This window comes from Coprococcus sp. AF99-45 (assembly GCF_027663865.1).
Lineage (GTDB): Bacteria > Bacillota > Clostridia > Lachnospirales > Lachnospiraceae > Allocoprococcus > Allocoprococcus comes.
In genome coordinates this window covers 1-19,471 of the sequence record NZ_JAQDGZ010000002.1, presented here as the reverse complement: position 1 = coordinate 19,471, position 19,471 = coordinate 1, and the positions used below count along the sequence as shown (strand labels likewise).

The following is a 19,471-nucleotide window of genomic DNA, read 5'->3' as shown; positions in this document are numbered from 1 at the left end:
TCCCGTTATAGAATCACAAGTGCGCTGCACCGTAAGTTATGTTACCGGGATGCGGCGAAGAAGAGTGGTACCACGGAATTTAATCTTTCGTCTCTTTGAATTTATCAAAAGAGGCGAAAGATTTTTATTTAACAGGAAATCCTGATGGAATTTCCTGTTAAATAAAAGGTTAAGACACTTTTTTTCATACTGAAACAATACCAGGAGGAAAGAAAAATGGCAGTACCTTACAATCATAAGGCAATCGAAAAGAAATGGAAAGAAAAATGGGCTGAGAATCCGGTTAATCCGAAAGTGGATGAAAATGGCAACCCGAAAAAGAAATATTATTGTCTGGACATGTTCCCGTATCCGTCAGGAAACGGTCTTCATGTAGGACACTGGAGAGGCTATGTTATCTCCGATGTGTGGAGCCGTTACAAACTGCTTCAGGGATATTACATCATTCATCCGATGGGATGGGATGCATTCGGCCTTCCGGCTGAAAACTATGCGATCAAGATGGGAACCCATCCTGCAAAATCGACAGCAGCAAACATCGCGAATATCAAACGTCAGATCAATGAGATCTCAGCGCTTTATGACTGGGATATGGAAGTCAATACAACAGATCCTGATTTCTACAAATGGACACAGTGGATCTTTGTAAAGATGTTCAAAGAAGGACTTGCATACGAAAAAGAATTCCCGATCAACTGGTGCCCGTCTTGTAAGACAGGTCTTGCAAACGAAGAGGTTGTAGGCGGAAAATGCGAACGCTGCGGCGCTGAAGTTACAAAGAAGAACCTTCGTCAGTGGATGCTGCGTATCACAAAATATGCAGACCGTCTGTTAAATGACCTGGATAAGCTTGACTGGCCGGAAAAAGTTAAAAAGATGCAGACAGACTGGATCGGTAAATCTTACGGTGCAGAAGTAGATTTCCCGGTTGAAGGAAGAGAAGATAAGATCACTGTATACACAACAAGACCAGATACGCTTCATGGAGCAACCTTCATGGTACTTGCACCGGAACATAAGCTTGCAGCAGAGCTTGCAACACCGGAACACAAAGAAGAAGTAGAAAAATATATCTTCGATTCTTCTATGAAGTCTAATGTAGACCGTCTGCAGGACAAAGAAAAAACAGGTGTATTTACAGGAACTTACGCGATCAACCCTCTGAACGGAGCAAAGGTACCGATCTGGCTTTCTGATTATGTACTGGCTGATTATGGTACAGGAGCCATCATGTGTGTACCGGCTCATGACGACCGTGACTTTGAATTTGCAACCAAGTTCAACATCCCGATCATCCAGGTTATTGCAAAAGACGGTAAAGAAATCGAAAATATGACAGAAGCTTACACAGAGGCTTCAGGAACGATGATCAATTCCGGAGAATGGAATGGCATGGAAAGCTCTGTCCTTAAGAAAGAAGCTCCACATATCATCGAAGAAAGAGGAATCGGACGTGCAACTGTAAACTACAAGCTGCGTGACTGGGTATTCTCCCGTCAGAGATACTGGGGAGAACCAATTCCGATCGTACATTGTCCGGAATGTGGCGCTGTACCGGTACCGGAGGATCAGCTTCCGCTGAGACTGCCGGATGTAGAATCTTATGAACCGACAGGAACAGGAGAATCTCCACTTGCGGGAATCGATGAATGGGTAAATACAACCTGTCCTGTTTGTGGAAAACCGGCAAAACGTGAGACAAATACCATGCCGCAGTGGGCTGGATCTTCATGGTATTTCCTGCGTTATGTAGATAATCACAACAACGAAGAACTTGTATCCAGAGAAAAAGCAGATGCAATGCTTCCGGTAGATATGTATATCGGTGGTGTAGAACATGCAGTACTTCACCTTCTGTATTCAAGATTCTATACTAAATTCCTTTGCGATATCGGTGTGATCGATTTTGATGAGCCGTTTGTCAAACTGTTCAACCAGGGAATGATCACAGGTAAGAATGGTATCAAGATGAGTAAGTCAAAAGGAAATGTCGTGTCTCCGGATGATCTTGTAAGAGATTATGGATGCGATTCTTTAAGAATGTATGAACTCTTCGTAGGACCACCGGAACTGGATGCAGAGTGGGATGACAGAGGAATCGATGGTGTATACCGTTTCCTTAAGAAACTCTGGAACCTGCTTATGGACAGCAAGGATAAAGATATTAAACCAACCAAAGAGATGATCAAAGTACGTCATAAACTGGTTTATGATATCACAACCCGTCTGGAAAGCTTCAGCCTGAATACCGTTATTTCTGCATTCATGGAGCATACAAATACACTGGTTGCGATCGCTAAGAAGGAAGGCGGAGTAGACAGAGATACTTTGGATACCCTTGCTGTATTACTGGCACCATTTGCACCACATATGGCAGAAGAAATCTGGGAAGAACTTGGCAACAAAGAAAGCGTATTCCGCGCCGGATGGCCAAAATACGATACAGAAGCTGTGAAAGATGATGAAATCGAAATTCCGGTACAGATCAATGGAAAAACAAGAGCAGTCATCAAGATTTCCGCAGAGGCTACAAAAGAAGAAGCAATCGCTGCCGGAAAAGAAGCAATCGCAGATAAACTTACAGGAAATATCGTAAAAGAAATCTACGTTCCGAAGAAGATTATAAACATTGTTCAGAAATAATTTGAGAGAAAATCTCACAACAGAATAAAGTGCTTGGAAATATTGAAAAGTTCGCTTAAAATCAAGACTTACTGACATTTTTCTTTAAAGAAAAAGTATCGTAGAATACCGTAAAATATCGTAACAGATTTTTAAAATGGAGTAAATTTGGAGTAAAAGTCGAAAGAAAATGGAGTAAATATTTCAAGAAAGATAGGAAAAAGCGTGAGTAGTGCCATTGCATTACTTGCGCTGTTTTGCTATTTTTGAGAGGGTGAATGGAAATAAAAATGGATAGAAAAGAATGGAGAAAACGGTTTAAATATAGAATGGATTTATCGTCAAGAATCACACATTTAACAAAGGGTGGAGATGAAGATGAAGCATTCGACAATTTAATAAATATCCTAGAAGAAAAAAGAATCAAGGGGAGTACGAGGAAAAGTGGGTTTATATGTGGAGAAATCCCAGCAGTTTGTTTGCAAGATGCGCCTCTTTCGGCGATTGCAGAAAATTTACAATATGAAGAAGTGTTAAGGAAAGAAGAAAATCAAAAAATAAGATATTTAGGATTTGGAGTCAGATTTCAAAAAGACTTTATTTATCAACAAGGTGGACGTCCTGTAATATATGATGATAAAGATGAGGCAAAAAAATATTTATTGAAGAACGAGTGGTGGAGAATTGTAAAATTGGATTTATCAAATTCGGATAATATTGTGGATTGGACACATGAGAGAGAATGGCGGGTTCCAAAAGAAATTGTTTTCGAGTATTCTCAATGCGAAATAATATTACCAACCTCTAAATATTATCGGCGGTTTGTGCAATATTGTTTGGGAAATGATAGGGAAGATATCTTATTGAAAATACGAGGAATAGTTGTTATGTCTAGTGTGTATTTTTAATACAGTAGATGAAAAATAAAGAAAACGTGTAATATGTTGATGACAGTTTATTGGGAAAATGCTAGAATGAATATTGAAATTGTTAATTTATGCAAAGGAGAAAAAGATGTCAAAGTTAAATATAGACCAACAGACAATAAAAGAACTCTTTGAAAATAAAAAGTCTGACTTTTTAATTCCAGACTATCAAAGACCATATGCATGGGGAGAGATAGAATGTCAGACGTTGTGGGATGACATATTTTCATTTGCTTTTCCAGAAAATGATTATTCTAAATTTGATAGTGAAAATGATGAATATTTTTTGGGACCGATAGTTACATATAAAAATCAGAATAAGTTGGAGATTATAGACGGGCAGCAACGATTGACAACATTAATGTTATTGTTGCGTGCGTTTTATTCCAAATTCTCGAATATGCAAGATGAAAATTCAATAAGCACACGAGATGATATTGCTAGATGTATTTGGAAAACTGATGAATTTGGAAAGCCAAATAAGAATAGGCTGAAAATAGATTCAGAAGTGTCATCAGATGATGATAAGGAAGAGTTTTTAACTATTTTAAAAACAGGAGAAGTGGCAAGTGACAATAAGAGCAGATATGCAAAAACCTATAGATTTTTTATGAAAAAAACTTACTAAATTTCTGATTATCTTTTCATAAGTTGGTAAATGCCGATATATCCCGTATTTTAGGGCTTTATCGGTATTTTCTTTTTGGAAGATACCTTGCATAAGCTGGCATTTACCAGCATGAAAATGCAACCAAAAGTAGTAAATGAGTAGTAAATATAAGCTCCGATATTAACAAGCCAGTCTTTCCAGTTCTGCTTTTGCAGATTGAAATGTACCGTGTGCATAATAGCCAAGTGTCATGGTTATGTTAGCGTGTCCCATAAGATATTGCAGGGTGTTTGGGTTCATTCCTCTGTTTGCCATATTCGTACAGTAAGTATGTCGGAATGAATGTGGTGTGATGTTCGGTAACTTGTCCGTGTGATACTTGTTATACTTCTTAATTAGTCCTCGCACCATGCCCTCATAGTTTCCTGCAACTTTAGGTAAGCCCTCACGGTTCAAGAATAGGAAATTGCTATAACCACCTACAATCAACGGTTGTGCCTTTCCTCTGTTCTTTAGTATTCTTTGGATTGCTTGATAAGCCCGTTCTGTCAATGGAAGTTCTCGTTTTCCGTTTTTGGTCTTTGGCGTTTCAATATAGTAGCCGATTTCGCTGTCTTTCAATAACTGGTGGTCTATATTGAGTATTCTGTTCTGCATATCAATATGCGTCGTTAGTCCGCAAAATTCAGAAATACGAAGTCCCGTTTCCAGCAGAAGCACAACCTCATCATAATACTTGCTGTAAATCTTATCCTTTTCCATAAAGGCAAGCAGGCGTTCTTCCTGCTCTGGTGTAAGGATAACTTTCTGCTCCGTATCATCTTCCAGAACATCACTTAGCTTAAATTCAAACGGGTTCTTTCTGATACAGTCGTCTTGTATCGCCATGTAAAATGACGCTTTCAAGGAACGCTTGTAGTTATCAATCGTTTTATAGGCGTATCCTTTTTCGCTCATTCTGATAGCCCATTCTTTAGCGTCCGACTGCTTAACAGTATCAATCGCCCTCATACCCAATGGGTCATTTTTCAGAGCGTTCATAAGATACTGTCGTCCTTTTTCAGTAGCCCTCTTGATGTTCTTTCTTTGGCTGTTCTTCTTGTCGTAGAGCTGGCAGACTGTCATTTTACCGCCTGCTGTATCGATACCGTCGTTAAGGTCTTTTTTAATCTGTGTTTCTTTTTCCCTCAACGATATATCATCACGCTTTCCAGCAGGTGTCTTGTCTGTCGGTACAAGTTTCCAAGAATAGATAAATTGTGGCTTTCCGTATATATCGGTATATTTATAAACGTATCTTCCGTCTTTTCGCTGGCTCTCTCCATTACGCAAATTGCGATTTTTACTGTCTTTTCGTTTTACATTAGACATAGTGTAAAGCTCCTTTCCGTCATGGAACGAGCCGTGATACGCTATATTTATTATACCATATCTACGGCTCAATGACATTAGATTTCGTCCAATGTATCTATGATTTTTTCAAATTGTTTTCGCTTAATCTGAATACGGTTGCCGTTCACGATAACCCAGCCAGCGTCAAGATTTTCTTCGGCTAATTTACGCAATTTCTTTTCGCCAATGCGGAAGTATTTGGACGCTTCTTCAACCGTCAGCGTATATTTTTCCCAAATAGGCACATCAGTATTGTTCATAATCTATGCACCCCCCTTTACTGTGTGTCGTTTTTTACAAGCAGGCAGACGGCTTTGGAAAGCTCCATTAGTATCTCAACTATTCCCATTCTTGTGGGCAGAACCGCACCATGCGGACGTATCATTATTCTGTGAGGATAGGTCGTGGCAAAACAACTTTTCCAACAGTCGCTCTCGGATCACTGCGTGGGTCGCTCGCTTTCTTTTGAAAAGGTCGTGGCGTACAGTCCCCGTGGCTCGCCATCTCACAAACGTATCTGTCTGCTTTATTCAGTTGTCAAAGAGCTGTGGTGAAAGCGTGTTGCTTTCATATAAAAGCAGGTGGCAGAGCAGGAAAGAGGGGGATATTAAATCATGCTCCGCTAAAAACTGCTTATTCTTCTGGTTCTAAGTCCATATCTTCAATATCAAAACCTAAAATCATTTTGATAAGTGCTTAGCACATACGAAATGGAATTGTAAGTATCATATTGTTTTTGCACCAAAATATAGAAGAAAAGTAGCGTATGGGAAGATGAAACAGGATATTGCGAATATTTTAAGTATGCTATGCAAAAGAAAAGGTGTAGAAATAGTAGAGGCAGAGATATGCCCAGACCATGTGCATATGCTTGTAAAGATACCACCAAGTTTAAGTGTTTCAAGTTTTGTAGGGTATTTGAAAGGAAAAAGTACACTTATGATCTTCGAACGCCATGCAAATTTAAAATACAAATATGGAAATCGCCATTTCTGGTGCAGAGGATATTACGTAGATACTGTAGGGAAAAATGCAAAGAAGATACAAGAATATATTCAAAATCAATTACAAAATGATTTAGAGTATGATCAGATGACACTAAAAGAATATATTGACCCGTTTACGGGTGAGCCAGTAAACCAAAATAAATAAAATAAGCCCCATAGGGCTTAATAAGTAAATGACGGTACAGTTGGCGAACCAAATTCGATGAGTCTTTAGACTTAGCGTCGGTAATAAGCCCTTATAGGGCTAGTACAAACCACCGGCTAAGCCGGTGGTTTTGATTTGAAAAAGAGATAAAATCAATATATCCCTTTTCCCCAATTTTTACAACGGCATTGTAGGGCTTTTTCTCTTTGTTTTTGATTCCTTTTACCAGGGTTTCTTTTCCCTCCAGTAATTCTTTTACATTCGTTTTGGTTAGTTTTTTCTTTCTAAAATGTTCAGCTAAAGTAAACTTACATTCAGGATAATTTGAACAACCATAAAACGATTTTTTTAATACAATATTGTTGCCACACTTAGGACATTTTCCTACAAGGGGTCCCGAGCGCTTAGTGGGAATTTGTACCCCTTATCGATACAAATTCCCCGTAGGCGCTAGGGACCTCTTTAGCTTCTTGGAAGCTGTCAGTAGTATATCTAATAATTTATCTCCATTCCCTTTAGTAACGTGTAACTTTCCAAATTTAAAAAAGCGACTCATAGAATTATTTCCTCCCGTTAAATAATAGATAACTATTAAAAATAGACAATACTTGCTCATAAGTAATGGTACTTAAATTGTTTACTTTGGCGTGTTTCATTGCTTGATGAAACTGATTTTCAGTAAACAGTTGACGATATTCTCGATTGACCCATTTTGAAACAAAGTACGTATATAGCTTCCAATATTTATCTGGAACATCTGTGGTATGGCGGGTAAGTTTTATTAAGACACTGTTTACTTTTGGTTTAGGATGAAAGCATTCCGCTGGCAGCTTAAGCAATTGCTGAATCGAGACTTGAGTGTGCAAGAGCAACCCTAGTGTTCGGTGAATATCCAAGGTACGCTTGTAGAATCCTTCTTCAACAATCAGATAGATGTCAGACGCACGGCTTTCAAAAACCACTTTTTTAATAATTTGTGTGCTTAAATGGTAAGGAATATTCCCAACAATTTTATACCTCTGTTTGTTAGGGAATTGAAACTGTAGAATATCTTGGTGAATTAAAGTGACACGAGTATTCAGTTTTAATTTTTCTGACGATAAGTTGAATAGATGACTGTCTAATTCAATAGACGTTACCTGTTTACTTATTTTAGCCAGTTTCGTCGTTAAATGCCCTTTACCTGTTCCAATTTCGTAAACGGTATCGGTTTCTTTTAAATTCAATTGTTTTATTATTTGGTTGAGTACTTTTTCACTCGTTAAAAAGTTTTGAGAATATTTTATATTTTTGTTCATGTAATCACTCCTGAAGTGATTACATCTGTAAATAAATACAGAAGTTAAACGATTTGTTTGTAATTTTAGTTATCTGTTTAAAAAGTCATAAGATTAGTCACTGGTAGGAATTAATCTAACGTATTTATTTATCTGCGTAATCACTGTTTTTAGTCTGTTTCAAAACAGTAGATGTTTTATCTACATTACGCATTTGGAATACCAACATGACGAATCCCTCCTTCTTAATTACAAATTTTTAGCATCTAATTTAACTTCAATTCCTATTATACAAAATTTTAAGATAACAGTCAAGAACATATCTGCACAAGTTGTAGATATACCATAAATGCTGATAATCAACATGATTACGCTTACCATCAAATAAGTAAGTGTTTCTTGCTTATTAAAATTATCCATAGTACAACGTGAATTCCAGAGAAAAAGAGAAATCGCACCAAGAATAATACTTAAAACAAAAATGACATTTCTTTTTTTACTGTCACGGAACATTTTCTTTTCATTTTGTTTGTCAAAATAAAGAAAATCACGTATCGTCATTTTACTTATTCTTCTTAATAGATTAAGCAAAACCAAAACATAAATAGTTAAAAAATAAATTATCAATAGTCCAATAGAAACGAAATTCAAAGAAATAAAGAGAGTTTTTGGAATACCCAGTAAGTTTACAATTACTAACGACACAAACTGGCTGAATAAAAAGCCAATAGGAATAGCTAATACAAATGCTAAAATTCCCAACAGTATATTTTCAATTACAACTAAGTGGGCAATTTCTTTTTTCTTAATGCCAAGAAGCATATATGTTCCTAATTCTTTACTTCTTTTTTCAAACATAAATTTCGTTGTATAGTTGATCAAAAAGCATATCACAAAAATAATAAGAATATTTACAGCGAACAATGAATTCTTAAATGCATCCATACTGGAACATAACTTTACAATTTCATCAGAATTTGCCACCAAATTAAAAGCAAATATAAGAGAAAAGGATGCAGTAACGGTTATCAGATAAATCAAATAATCTTTAATATTTCTTTTTGTATTTCTATACGCTAACTTACCTAACATTTCCCACTTCACCTCCGAGCAAGGTTAATATATCCAGTATTTCATTGAAGAAATCTTTTCTGCTTTTTTCCCCTCTGAAAATTTCATTGAATATTTTACCGTCTTTCAAGAACAAAATACGTTCACAGAAAGACGCACTAAACGGGTCATGTGTTACCATTAAAATAGTAGCCTGCATTTTCTTGTTGATTTCAGACATTGTTTCCAGTAATAATCTGGAAGCTTTTGAGTCCAAAGCTCCCGTCGGTTCATCAGCTAAAATCAGTTTCGGTTCATTGATTAAGGCTCTAGCACAAGCACAACGCTGTTTTTGTCCGCCAGAAACTTCATAAGGAAATTTCGATAAAATATCACGAATACCCAATTTATCGGCGATAGCATGAACTCTTTTCTCAATATCAGTAGGGTTCTGTTTGTTGATAACCAATGATAAAGAAATGTTTTCTCCAATCGTTAAAGTATCTAAAAGGTTGAAATCTTGAAAAATGAACCCTAAATTTTCACGTCTGAAATCAGCAAAATCTTTATCCTTGATTTTGGTAATATCTTGATTATTGACTGTAATGTGTCCGCTGGTTACAGTATCAATCGTAGAGATACAGTTTAATAGGGTAGTCTTTCCAGAACCACTAGCTCCCATGATTGCGACAAATTCGCCCTTATCTACATACATAGAAATACCGTCTACTGCCTTTGTGATATTTCCAGAGTTACCCCCGTAGTATTTTTTTACTTGCTCTAAATTTAAAATGTGTTCCATTAAAAATCGCTCCTTTCTTCCTGCCACATTTATTTGTTTTGGAATACAATTAAATTATAGCAAGGGCAGTATTCAATTACACTTACAGTTTTGAAAGTAAACAGAGAGTAAAAGAGCCGTGATAATGCAGATCACAATTTTGTGAAGCATTTCCACGACCCTTTTATTATAATTTTGCCTTTGTCTTTTTCGTAATGATATAAATATATTCTTCTGGTGTAGGGCGTTTATTCCCAAAATACTTTTTGAAATTTGCCTGCACCTCTGGGTCGGTGCTATTCATAGCTTCATCAATCGTAGCTTCAATATCCGCCCGAACATCAGCCAATGATACACCGCCAGCTTTTGCACCAGCTTTCAATGCCTTTTTTATATCTCTTTTGTTCAGTCCTATCATATTCATACCTCAATTCTACTTTTTAAAGCTAATAAGTTTTCCATTGTATTTTACAATGATGAATATGATATAAAACACTCCTACAACAATCAAAATAAGACCTATGTAATAGCCTAATTCAGAATGAGAGATTAAATTGATAATCGGCATAACAAGAATACCAATACTAACCAGTAAAGTGCCTATTCCTATTTTTTTTGTAAACACCTTTTTATCTTTAGGGTCAAGTTGTGTATAATGATAACCATGTAATAAAGTAATATTCTCTTTTATACCTATTTGATAAGATGTAAAAAGTAAAAACAATCCTATAACTATTTCAACAATCAATTCCTCTAATTCCATAATCGTTCTCTCCTTTAATCAAAATAAAATAATTCTTCAAATTTTTTATCTAAAGCTATACAAAGCACTAATGCCAATTTTGCTGTTGGATTAAATTGTCCAGTTTCAATAGAACTAACTGTATTCCGAGAAACCCCGACTAGTTCAGCTAATTCTGTTTGTGATAATTTTTTTTCTTTTCGTACAGTTTTTAATCTGTTTCGCAAAATTAAATGTTCGTCCATTCTATAAACCTACCATTAAAAATTTATAAAAGTAATACCCCATAAATAGAAAAAAGAATAAAGCAATAACAAATTTGGATTTATTTTTTGAAATATGTGCTTCATAACCCATAGAGCCAAATGCCACAGACCCAATAATTGTCATTATGTCATAGTAAGGTTCTTTACAAACTGCTTTAATGAAAAGAATTAAAATGCAGATAAATAAAACAAACATTAAGCCAAAAGATTTCCCTTGAAGTTTAATATGTTTTTCGTATTCATCAAGATATAGATTCTCTTTTTTGTTTTGTGATAGTATTTTTTCTTTATCCATTATATAACGCTCCCTTCAAATAATACCAAGTACACTTGTCATTTATATTATAGCATTCGGTCATTACAAGTCAATATTTTTGCACAGTTTTCTTGTCGTTTTGTAAAAGCGTGCAAATCTGATAGGAAATGCACGCTATATCATTTATCCTACAATCTTCCAGTTCGTTTTAAAATATGCTCCGAATGGTATGTGGACATATTTGGTAAGTGTGTATTTCTTGAAGAATAAAAATGAAAATGGAGAATTAGAAGAGGAAGAATTTTATTATTTCTTGAATAAAATTATTGCATTTATATGGGCATATGCGTTGGTTCATCCGGGTGTTAATGCATTGAGAACGCCTGCATATCCAGAGATGATAAATATAATTGATGGTTTTCCTGTAGAATTTAAAGATTACAAATTTGATGCTGAACAAGTTAAGAATGTTTTAGATAATTATAGTTTTACTAATGGAAGACCTATAACAAAATCAATGTTGGCATGGTGGGCATTTCACAATGAAAAACAAGATTTATTAAAGTTAGATACTCAATTACAGATAGAACATATTTTCCCGAAGAAAAGACAGGAGAATGAAAAGACGCTGATAGATAAGAATAATATTGAATCGCTGGGAAATAAAGCATTATTGGAAGAAAATATTAATATTAGGGCTTCTGACTATCGTTTTCAGGACAAGAAGAAGTATTATCAAGGGTTTGTTACAGAATCTGGAAAGAAAAAGGAAGGAACAAAGATTTATGAATTATTGTCTCTAGCTAATAATGCAGATGAATTTACAGAAGATGATATAATAGAACGAGCAAAAAGAATGAAAGAAACATTTATTAAATATCTGGAAGAAACAGATTTACTTATAAATTAGTGAGGTCAAGAACAAGGCAAAGCCGATACGCCGTAGGGCAGTTCTTGATGGAACGGATGTTGTCAATCACACCATAATACAGCAGAGGACTTGAAAGGTCAAAAACCTGGCAAGTCCTCTTGTTGTTATAAATATCGCACATGTTATATAAAATTGATATATAGGGTCAACTGTCGAGAAAAATTATGAATTACTGTTTTAAAATATTTCGGGTGGTAAACGAATTTTTGCAGGCTTATAATGAGAATGTATTTGTAGTAAATATATGATAAAATTAGAAAGAAAGTATAATCAATAGGAGATTTTAAAATGAGTAGAAGTAAAGTGCTTTTGGTAGGGAGTGTTGTTTTAGTATTACCTTTTATCGGAATGTTGGCTGCTTATATATTTTGGGAAAAAGTTATATTTGATAATCCAGATTTTTGGTATGGATATATGGCATATTTTGGAACAGTATCTTTAGCAATTGTGTCTTGGCTACAAAGTATAAAGACGGAAGAAATTAGTAAGAATTTTATGAAACAACAATTAAGACAAAAAATAGGTTATTTTGGATTAAAAGAAAACGTAAAGAATGTAAAAGATTTATGTTATATATATCAACCGTTACAAGTTGGTCAATATTGTAATGCTGATGGTACTGATGACCATTCAAAAGATAAAATATTAGGAGTATGGATAAAAAACATTGGAGAAGATATAATTTTAAATGCGCGTCCCATATTTGGAAAGATTAATGGAAAAAATGTAAGTGTATCTTCTGCAATTAGTGTTATTTATAAAGGTGAGGAAATATTGTTTGAATTAGATAATACACAATGCTTTCAAGAGAACTGTTTAAAAATAGAATTTTTAATCGAAATGGAAAATGTAACAGGAATACATTATAATCAAAGTATTGATATTAGTGCGGAGAATAATAATGCTACTAAACATGGAACATATATAATACAAGAATTTGATACACATATTAATTTTATGAAAAATTGATATCTATAGATAAGTTTAAACAGTAGTGAGGTCAAGGAACAAGGCGAAGCTGATACGCCGTAGGGCAGTCCTTGACGGAACGGACGCTGCCAGTCACACCATGATACAGCAGAGGACTTGAAAGGTCAAAAACCTTGCAAGTCCTCTTGTTCGTTACTTCATGTTCTGCTTGAGATCTTCCTATATACACATCAATGTTTTGAAGTTTGCTGTAACAACGGGGTGTAGAATTGGAGAGGTTCTTGGACTGAAATGGGAAGATTGTGATTTTGAAAAAAGAAAAATTAGAATCAATAAGACAATCCATTATTCAAAGGCTTCCAGTCCCGTTGAGGGTTCAAAGTTTTTCTATACGACTGCAAAAACCATATCCAGTAATCGTGTCATTCCTATGACAGATGAAGTGTATGAGATTTTACAAAATCAGAAGATAAAGCAGACAGAACAGAAGATGTGGAAACGCTCGATATGGAAACAGCATAAAGAATTTCAAAACTTGGTATTTACCTGTTCGGACGGTTCGCCAGTTTATTATTACAACGTCAATAGCGCAATCAAAGACTATGTGGCAAAAATCAATGTAATAGAGATTGAACTGGCAAAGGAAGAAAAGAGAGAGCCGAAGATATTTGAACTGTTTACCTGTCACACTCTGCGACATACATACGCTACAAGGTGTTATGAAAATGGAGTAGACCAACAGGTAGTGCAGAAACTCTTAGGTCACTCAACATTGGCAATGACAACCGATTTATACACTCACGTTTCAGAAGAGAAGAAAAAAGAAGAAGTAGCTGAACTGAAAATATTGGCTTAAATTTGGAGTAAGATTGGAGCACTGCCGTAATTCTGCGACAAAGTAAATCATTCAAGTATAAGTCCGTCAATTTTCCGGTAATCCTTTACGGATTCCAAAATATGAAGTAGAATAAAGAAAAAGATTTCACCGGTATATTAGATTCAAAAAGCAGGAGATGGATCAGTATGGACATTGCAACAATGGTTGCAATCAATAATCTGAATATGATGACAATGATGCAGGCCATGCAGCAGAGACAGAATGTAATTACGATTTTAAGCAATGGAAAGGAAAAGCGGATTATGGAAGGTTCAATGTTAGATCAGTATATGGGAAAAAGCTGTACAGTAAGTCTTTTTAACGAAGTAGGTGCAATCAAAGGAACACTTATGGAAGCTGATTCCCAGTGGATCAAAGTGGATGCAGGGAAAAAGGGAATACAGCTGATCAACCGGAATATGGTCAGAAATATTTCATTTGATAACAAATAAAAATATGCTATACTGTTCTTGAACTTTGAGTAAGGAGGAACAAACAGATGGAAAATGTACACAGTATAGACGTAGAAGAGGATCAGTTTGCATACCGTTATGATACGCAGCTTTTGATTGACAGAAGAGATGAAGATCTGGATGAAGATGAGATCGCAGAATATATATCCGAACATTTTGAAGGAAACTGTCTGATCGCGGTAGGAGATGAAGATCTGATCAAAATTCATTTCCATACAAACGAGCCATGGAAGATTCTGGAATATTGTAATAGTATTGGCGAGATTTACGATATCGTAGTGGAAGATATGATCCGGCAGTCAGCTGGGCTAAAAGGATAGTATGTACCTGATATCACTTTATTTTGACGAAGGGACAAACAAGAAGATCCAGTTATATATGGAACAGATTGCGCAAAGAACGGGCAATATGGCGATGATTGACGGAAAGGTTCCGCCACATATTACCTTGTCGGCATTTGATATGGTAGAAGAAGAGAAAGCAATCGCCGGCTTTACGGCAATGGAACAGGAATTTGAAAAAGGACAGATTTTCTGGTGCTCGGTAGGGATGTTTCTGCCACATACAATTTATTTGTCACCGGTTTTAAATGCATATCTGCAAAAGCTGTCAGAGTCTGTTTTCTCAAAAATCAGATATCTGGAGGAGGTACGAATCCAGATCAGATACCAGCCGTTTTCCTGGTTCCCGCATACAACACTGGGAAAAAGACTGAACCAGGCGGAAATGCGGGAGGCATTTGTTGTGATGCAGAACCAGTTTGCACCGTTTACAGGTGAAGCGGTTGAGATTGGGCTTGCGAGGACGAATCCATACAGGGATTTATGTAAGATAAAGTTAAAATAAAAAGAAGATTTTCGCGGATCTGAATCGACACGTGAAAATCTTCTTTTTCGCTATCAGAGGAACTATCCGAGCACAGTTCTACTAAAGTTTTCCCTCTGGAACCCTGGAAATGATCGTCCGGTTGATCCGTACCAGGAAGAAGGAGGATACCATAAGTGAAATGACCTCCGCAATCGGGAATGACCACCACACTACATGAAGACCGCCAAGCTTTGCAAGGATATATGCGGCAGGGATCAGTACAAATAACTGACGCATAATGGAGACGATCATACTGAAAAATGCTTTTCCAAGAGCCTGAAATACTGTTCCTGATACAATACAGAACCATGCGATCAGATAGTGGATTCCGATGATCCGCAGGGCAGGAACTCCGATGGTGAGCATCCCGTCCGATGCATTGAACATACCCAAAAGTATCTGTGGGATTCCTTCAAAGCAGAGGAATCCGATGAAGGTGAGGCAGAAGGCAACCAGCATACTGAGCTTGATCGTCTTGAGCATACGTTTTCTCTGACCGGCACCATAATTGTAGGCAATGATCGGAGTAATCCCATTGTTGAGACCGAATACCGGCATGAAGAAGAAACTCTGTAGCTTAAAGTAAACGCCGAATACAGCAGTTGCGGTTGATGAAAACTCGATCAGGATGCGGTTCATGCAGTAAGTCATAACCGATCCGATGGACTGCATAATAATCGTTGGAATTCCAACTGCATAAATGGTGCCGATAATATGGAAATCGAGTCTGAATCCATGAAACTTCAGTTTCACATCATGATTGTACCGGTGGTTACAAAATCCGGCGACAAGTGCGGCAACGCATTGTCCGATCACGGTTGCAACAGCAGCTCCGGTCACACCCATTTTCGGAGCTCCGAGAAGTCCGAAGATCAGGATTGGATCAAGAATGATGTTAGTGATTGCCCCTGTCAGCTGGGAAGTCATACTGAAGATGGTTCTTCCGGTTGAAGTAAGAAGACGCTCAAAGAAGACCTGTGCAAGCAGCCCGAAAGAAAAAATCATGACGGTGCTTAAGTACTCAATTCCGAGTTCCATGATCTCCTGGTCAGCATTTCCAATCTGACTTGCGTAAAAAGGACGGACAATCGTAAAGCCAAGAATGAAAAATACGAGATAGCTGAAAAAATATAAAACGGCAGCGTTGCTTGCAGTTGCATTTGCTTTTTTGAAATTTTTCTCTCCAAGTGATTTGGAAAGGAGTGCATTCATGCCGACACCGGTTCCGGTTCCAACTGCAATAAGCAGTGTCTGGAGTGGAAAGGCAAGTGAAACGGCAGTCAGTGCATTTTCCGATAATTTAGCGACAAAAATACTGTCTACGATGTTGTACAAAGCCTGTACCAGCATAGAAATCATCATAGGCAGAGACATATTAAATAATAGTTTTCCGATGGGCATGGTACCCATTTTGTTTTCTGCGGGTGCAGATGTATTTTCTTGATTCATTTTCTCATTCCTTTCTGTTCTGGTAAAAGAGTAAAAATATTGTAAAAACAGCCACTAAACACATATGATATAGGAAAATACGAAGATAATCAAGTGGAATAAGGGAGTATAAATTGACTTCTTTCGGACAGACGGGTATAATTCTTGTTATATGGAGAAATAGGAAAGGGATATACTAGAATGAGTAATACAAATCAGAAAATCGAAACTTTAAATAAACTGCGTACTGTAGAGGCAATTTATGTACTGATGTCATCCTGTACAAGAATGCCATATGTGGTCTGCGATCCGGAGACATTTGATGATGAGATCCTTCTTTATTACACAGAAGCGGAAGCGAAAGAAGAGGCTATGAAGCTTCAGAAGGAGGGAAATCCAATGCAGCTTGTCAAGGTGGATGAAAATTCCCGCCTGTCATTTTTTACCGGGTTGTTTCCAATGGGAGTCAACTGTATTCTGGTGGACAAAGGGTTGGACGGACAGATTACTGTGCAGCTTGACGAATTGATCACGAGACCGAAGGATGAAGAACTGCCAGAAGGAAAAATACGTGTAGAGAATCCGGAACTGGTGCTGACTGCAGCGTATTTTATGCAACAGATGAGAAAGCCGGATAAACCGGAGATGACGGATGAGTTAAAAGAACTGAACGAAGAAATGCTTGCCCATTATCAGGAGGGGCGTTATATTGTGACTGTTCAGGAGGACAAAGGAATTCCGATTTTGAAACAGAAAGATGGAAAAGTGTATCAGCCAATCTTTACGGATGTGCAGGAAGTTAAGAAATTCCAGAACCTGAACAAGGGTGTAACATTGAAAACCGCTGTTGTAGAAGGAAGTAAGATTCCGGAAATTCTTTCACCGGAAGCATTTGGCGTTGCAGTCAATCCGTTTGGGGTGAACCTGCAGTTGCAGATAAAGAGAAAACCGGCGAAAACGAAAGAAAACGAAAACAAAACACAAGAATAATCGAAAATAAAAAAGAAAAAATGAAAAATTGCAAGAGGAATCCTGATCTGCGGAACAGGTATCGGGGTAAGCATTGCTGCCAACAAAGTTCCGGGAGCTTATGCAGCACTGGTTAACAATGTATATCAGGCTCAGAGAGCACAGCTCAGTAACAATGCCAACATTATCACACTTGGTGCACAGGTTACAGGAATTGAGCTCGCAAAATGCCTCGTAAAAGAGTACTTAAGCGTAACTTTCGATCCGGAATCCCGTTCTATGCCAAAGGTGGCAAGAATTACAGAATACGAAAAAGAAGGTAAATAATCTGAGTTATTCAGAAAGCGTAAAGGGCAGTCCATCAAGGGCTGCTTTTTGCTATAGAAAAACACGATAAGGATATACAATTATAGTATAAATGTATTTGAGATAGAAGGGAAAATGTGATAACATTAGATAGCAAAATTCAAAAAGGGGAAAAGGAAAAAGAGATGAAAAACAAGAAGCTATGGATATTTGGGGGAATCATCCTTTTGATTGTGATCCTGAATCATATTTTTGACTGGTCTTCTTACATAAGTACTGCAGAAAATCTTGAATTTATGAAGCGGATAGTGCAGAATAATCTTCCTCTGGCAATTCTATTGTATATGGTATTGACAGTTGTAGGGTGTGTGGTGCTTGCGCTTCCGGGAGTGACGTTTGCGATACTGGCAGGACTTCTCTTTGGACCAGTAATCGGTACGATTTGTTGTTCTATGGCAACAACGATCGGGGCGGTTCTTGCATTTATTGCAGGACGTTTTTTCTTGAAAGACAGTATTGGACCAGTGGTTGCAAAAAACCGTATCTTGAAAAAATGGTTGTTTGACGATACTGGCTGTAATGAATTATTTGTTCTTATGATTACACGTCTGGTTCCGGTATTTCCATTTAATCTGCAGAATTTTGCGTATGGTATTACAGATATCCGTTTTAGTACGTATGCAATTGGTTCGTTGATATTTATGCTACCTGGTACAGCGATGTATACGGTTGGTATAGCAGGTCTTGCGGATAAGGAGAATAGGTTGCTTTATATTGGAATAGCAGTAGTGCTGGCAGTTGTAGTCACGATAATCGGGATGATCCTGAAAAAGCGTTACCTGAAAGATGACCTGGAAGAAAATAAGGAATAAGGAGTAAAAAGTATGGAAAAAAAGAAAAATATTTGGGTGGGGAAAATAGTAGTGATCGTTTTGATTATTGTATCAATCGGAAGTTATTATGTATTTCCGTCCGTAAAACATGTGATGAATCAGGTATTTAAGATGTTTGCTAGTGGAGACTTTGCAGTGGTCAGAGACTTTGTAGCATCTTATGGGGCATATGCGGCATTGATTTCATTTTTGCTTATGATTTTTCAGTCGATTGCAGCGCCTCTTCCGGCATTTCTGATTACATTTGCAAATGCGAATCTTTTTGGATGGTGGCAGGGAGCTATTCTGTCATGGAGCAGTGCGATGGCAGGAGCAGCGGTATGCTTTTTCATTGCAAGAATACTTGGACGTGATGTGGCAGAAAAGCTTACGAGTAAAGCTGGAATGCAGCAGATAGATACATTTTTTAAAAAATATGGAAAGAATACAGTTCTGATCTGTCGTTTGCTTCCGTTTGTTTCGTTTGATATTGTAAGTTATGCAGCAGGACTTACTTCGATGTCGTTTATATCTTTTTTTGTGGCAACTGGTGTAGGACAGCTTCCGGCAACGATTGTATATTCTTATGTTGGAGGAATGCTGACAGGAGGAGCGAAGTTTCTGGTGACAGGACTGCTGATCCTGTTTGCTCTGTCGGCACTGATTTTTATGGGGAGAAAGATCTACATGGACAGACAGAATAAAAAAGCAAAATAAATGGTATAAAAAAGGGCGTGTGAAAAA

At 37.0% G+C, this 19,471-nt stretch carries 25 protein-coding genes, 1 pseudogene and 1 other annotated feature (1 of these 27 cut by a window edge); of the genes and pseudogenes, 14 read left to right on the top strand and 12 right to left on the bottom strand.

Going from position 1 to position 19,471, the window contains the following annotated elements:
• Positions 1–98: a binding site (T-box leader), on the top strand; it begins 140 nt to the left of the window's first position.
• 118 nt (positions 99–216) lie between these two features.
• The 3 genes from leuS (at position 217) to PGR14_RS01810 (ending at position 4,176) form a co-directional block, all read left to right on the top strand.
• Positions 217–2,643, top strand: coding sequence for a leucine--tRNA ligase (leuS, locus tag PGR14_RS01820; RefSeq protein WP_270222876.1), 2,427 nt, complete (start codon positions 217–219; stop codon positions 2,641–2,643).
• 257 nt (positions 2,644–2,900) lie between these two features.
• Positions 2,901–3,530: a hypothetical protein gene (locus PGR14_RS01815; protein WP_055249512.1), complete on the top strand. Its 630-nt coding sequence runs from the start codon at positions 2,901–2,903 to the stop codon at positions 3,528–3,530.
• A gap of 106 nt (positions 3,531–3,636) precedes the next feature.
• The gene (locus tag PGR14_RS01810; protein ID WP_270222875.1) at positions 3,637–4,176 is read left to right on the top strand and encodes a DUF262 domain-containing protein; all 540 of its coding nucleotides are present in this window, start codon (positions 3,637–3,639) and stop codon (positions 4,174–4,176) included.
• Positions 4,177–4,338: 162 nt separating this feature from the next.
• On the opposite strand, the gene PGR14_RS01805 is transcribed toward PGR14_RS01810, so the two are convergent.
• On the bottom strand, positions 4,339–5,529 hold the full coding sequence (locus tag PGR14_RS01805; protein WP_003062094.1) for a site-specific integrase: 1,191 nt from the start codon (positions 5,527–5,529) through the stop codon (positions 4,339–4,341).
• 77 nt (positions 5,530–5,606) lie between these two features.
• Positions 5,607–5,810, bottom strand: a complete 204-nt coding sequence (locus PGR14_RS01800) for an excisionase (protein ID WP_002322728.1) — start codon at positions 5,808–5,810, stop codon at positions 5,607–5,609.
• Between the two features lie 436 nt (positions 5,811–6,246).
• On the opposite strand from PGR14_RS01800, the pseudogene tnpA reads away from it, so the two are divergent.
• Positions 6,247–6,702 (top strand): annotated as a pseudogene (gene tnpA, locus PGR14_RS01795) (IS200/IS605 family transposase); the annotation flags it as partial.
• Between the two features lie 91 nt (positions 6,703–6,793).
• Here the strand turns inward: tnpA and PGR14_RS01790 are convergent.
• The 9 genes from PGR14_RS01790 to PGR14_RS01750 all read right to left on the bottom strand — a co-directional run bounded on the left by PGR14_RS01790 (position 6,794) and on the right by PGR14_RS01750 (position 11,113).
• A complete protein-coding gene (locus tag PGR14_RS01790) occupies positions 6,794–7,117 on the bottom strand; it encodes a topoisomerase C-terminal repeat-containing protein (RefSeq protein ID WP_117614142.1) in 324 nt (107 codons plus the stop codon).
• A gap of 145 nt (positions 7,118–7,262) precedes the next feature.
• A complete protein-coding gene (gene erm(B) / locus PGR14_RS01785; RefSeq protein ID WP_117479738.1) occupies positions 7,263–8,000 on the bottom strand; it encodes a 23S rRNA (adenine(2058)-N(6))-methyltransferase Erm(B) in 738 nt (245 codons plus the stop codon).
• Between the two features lie 124 nt (positions 8,001–8,124).
• The gene (locus PGR14_RS01780) at positions 8,125–8,208 is read right to left on the bottom strand and encodes a 23S rRNA methyltransferase attenuation leader peptide (RefSeq protein WP_001814874.1); all 84 of its coding nucleotides are present in this window, start codon (positions 8,206–8,208) and stop codon (positions 8,125–8,127) included.
• Between the two features lie 20 nt (positions 8,209–8,228).
• The gene (locus tag PGR14_RS01775) at positions 8,229–9,071 is read right to left on the bottom strand and encodes an FtsX-like permease family protein (protein ID WP_003060411.1); all 843 of its coding nucleotides are present in this window, start codon (positions 9,069–9,071) and stop codon (positions 8,229–8,231) included.
• Positions 9,061–9,831 (bottom strand): ABC transporter ATP-binding protein, encoded by a 771-nt coding sequence (locus PGR14_RS01770; protein WP_003061398.1) that lies wholly within the window; start codon positions 9,829–9,831, stop codon positions 9,061–9,063. The genes PGR14_RS01775 and PGR14_RS01770 overlap by 11 nt, the downstream gene beginning before the upstream one ends.
• Positions 9,832–9,997: 166 nt before the next feature.
• Positions 9,998–10,228 (bottom strand): hypothetical protein, encoded by a 231-nt coding sequence (locus PGR14_RS01765; protein ID WP_003060191.1) that lies wholly within the window; start codon positions 10,226–10,228, stop codon positions 9,998–10,000.
• Between the two features lie 15 nt (positions 10,229–10,243).
• Entirely contained in the window at positions 10,244–10,573 is a 330-nt protein-coding gene (locus PGR14_RS01760) for a DUF3784 domain-containing protein (RefSeq protein WP_003061243.1), read from the bottom strand.
• Positions 10,574–10,587: 14 nt separating this feature from the next.
• The gene (locus PGR14_RS01755) at positions 10,588–10,797 is read right to left on the bottom strand and encodes a helix-turn-helix transcriptional regulator (protein WP_007286202.1); all 210 of its coding nucleotides are present in this window, start codon (positions 10,795–10,797) and stop codon (positions 10,588–10,590) included.
• A gap of 1 nt (position 10,798) precedes the next feature.
• Complete coding sequence (locus PGR14_RS01750; protein WP_003061887.1) at positions 10,799–11,113, bottom strand: DUF6442 family protein; 315 nt, start codon at positions 11,111–11,113, stop codon at positions 10,799–10,801.
• A gap of 220 nt (positions 11,114–11,333) precedes the next feature.
• Here PGR14_RS01750 and PGR14_RS01745 point away from each other — a divergent pair, with 220 nt between their 5' ends.
• From PGR14_RS01745 to PGR14_RS01720, 6 genes are all read left to right on the top strand, one after another.
• Positions 11,334–11,984 carry a GmrSD restriction endonuclease domain-containing protein gene (locus tag PGR14_RS01745; protein ID WP_270222874.1) on the top strand — a complete coding sequence of 217 codons (651 nt, stop codon included), beginning with the start codon at positions 11,334–11,336 and terminating at the stop codon, positions 11,982–11,984.
• A gap of 309 nt (positions 11,985–12,293) precedes the next feature.
• A complete protein-coding gene (locus tag PGR14_RS01740) occupies positions 12,294–12,974 on the top strand; it encodes a hypothetical protein (protein ID WP_055249516.1) in 681 nt (226 codons plus the stop codon).
• A gap of 160 nt (positions 12,975–13,134) precedes the next feature.
• On the top strand, positions 13,135–13,791 hold the full coding sequence (locus PGR14_RS01735; RefSeq protein ID WP_242859513.1) for a site-specific integrase: 657 nt from the start codon (positions 13,135–13,137) through the stop codon (positions 13,789–13,791).
• A gap of 167 nt (positions 13,792–13,958) precedes the next feature.
• Positions 13,959–14,264, top strand: a complete 306-nt coding sequence (locus PGR14_RS01730; RefSeq protein ID WP_055249518.1) for a hypothetical protein — start codon at positions 13,959–13,961, stop codon at positions 14,262–14,264.
• 47 nt (positions 14,265–14,311) lie between these two features.
• Positions 14,312–14,605, top strand: coding sequence for a hypothetical protein (locus tag PGR14_RS01725; RefSeq protein ID WP_055249520.1), 294 nt, complete (start codon positions 14,312–14,314; stop codon positions 14,603–14,605).
• 1 nt (position 14,606) lies between these two features.
• Positions 14,607–15,131: a 2'-5' RNA ligase family protein gene (locus tag PGR14_RS01720; RefSeq protein WP_055249522.1), complete on the top strand. Its 525-nt coding sequence runs from the start codon at positions 14,607–14,609 to the stop codon at positions 15,129–15,131.
• Between the two features lie 81 nt (positions 15,132–15,212).
• On the opposite strand, the gene PGR14_RS01715 is transcribed toward PGR14_RS01720, so the two are convergent.
• Positions 15,213–16,601 carry an MATE family efflux transporter gene (locus PGR14_RS01715; protein WP_055249524.1) on the bottom strand — a complete coding sequence of 463 codons (1,389 nt, stop codon included), beginning with the start codon at positions 16,599–16,601 and terminating at the stop codon, positions 15,213–15,215.
• Between the two features lie 180 nt (positions 16,602–16,781).
• On the opposite strand from PGR14_RS01715, the gene PGR14_RS01710 reads away from it, so the two are divergent.
• From PGR14_RS01710 to PGR14_RS01695, 4 genes are all read left to right on the top strand, one after another.
• On the top strand, positions 16,782–17,570 hold the full coding sequence (locus PGR14_RS01710) for an SseB family protein (RefSeq protein ID WP_055158418.1): 789 nt from the start codon (positions 16,782–16,784) through the stop codon (positions 17,568–17,570).
• Between the two features lie 27 nt (positions 17,571–17,597).
• A complete protein-coding gene (locus PGR14_RS16195; RefSeq protein WP_081445235.1) occupies positions 17,598–17,876 on the top strand; it encodes an RpiB/LacA/LacB family sugar-phosphate isomerase in 279 nt (92 codons plus the stop codon).
• A 164-nt stretch (positions 17,877–18,040) separates the two neighbouring features.
• Complete coding sequence (locus PGR14_RS01700; RefSeq protein ID WP_175305230.1) at positions 18,041–18,727, top strand: TVP38/TMEM64 family protein; 687 nt, start codon at positions 18,041–18,043, stop codon at positions 18,725–18,727.
• Between the two features lie 12 nt (positions 18,728–18,739).
• The gene (locus tag PGR14_RS01695; RefSeq protein ID WP_008369779.1) at positions 18,740–19,444 is read left to right on the top strand and encodes a TVP38/TMEM64 family protein; all 705 of its coding nucleotides are present in this window, start codon (positions 18,740–18,742) and stop codon (positions 19,442–19,444) included.
• Positions 19,445–19,471 lie beyond the last annotated feature (27 nt).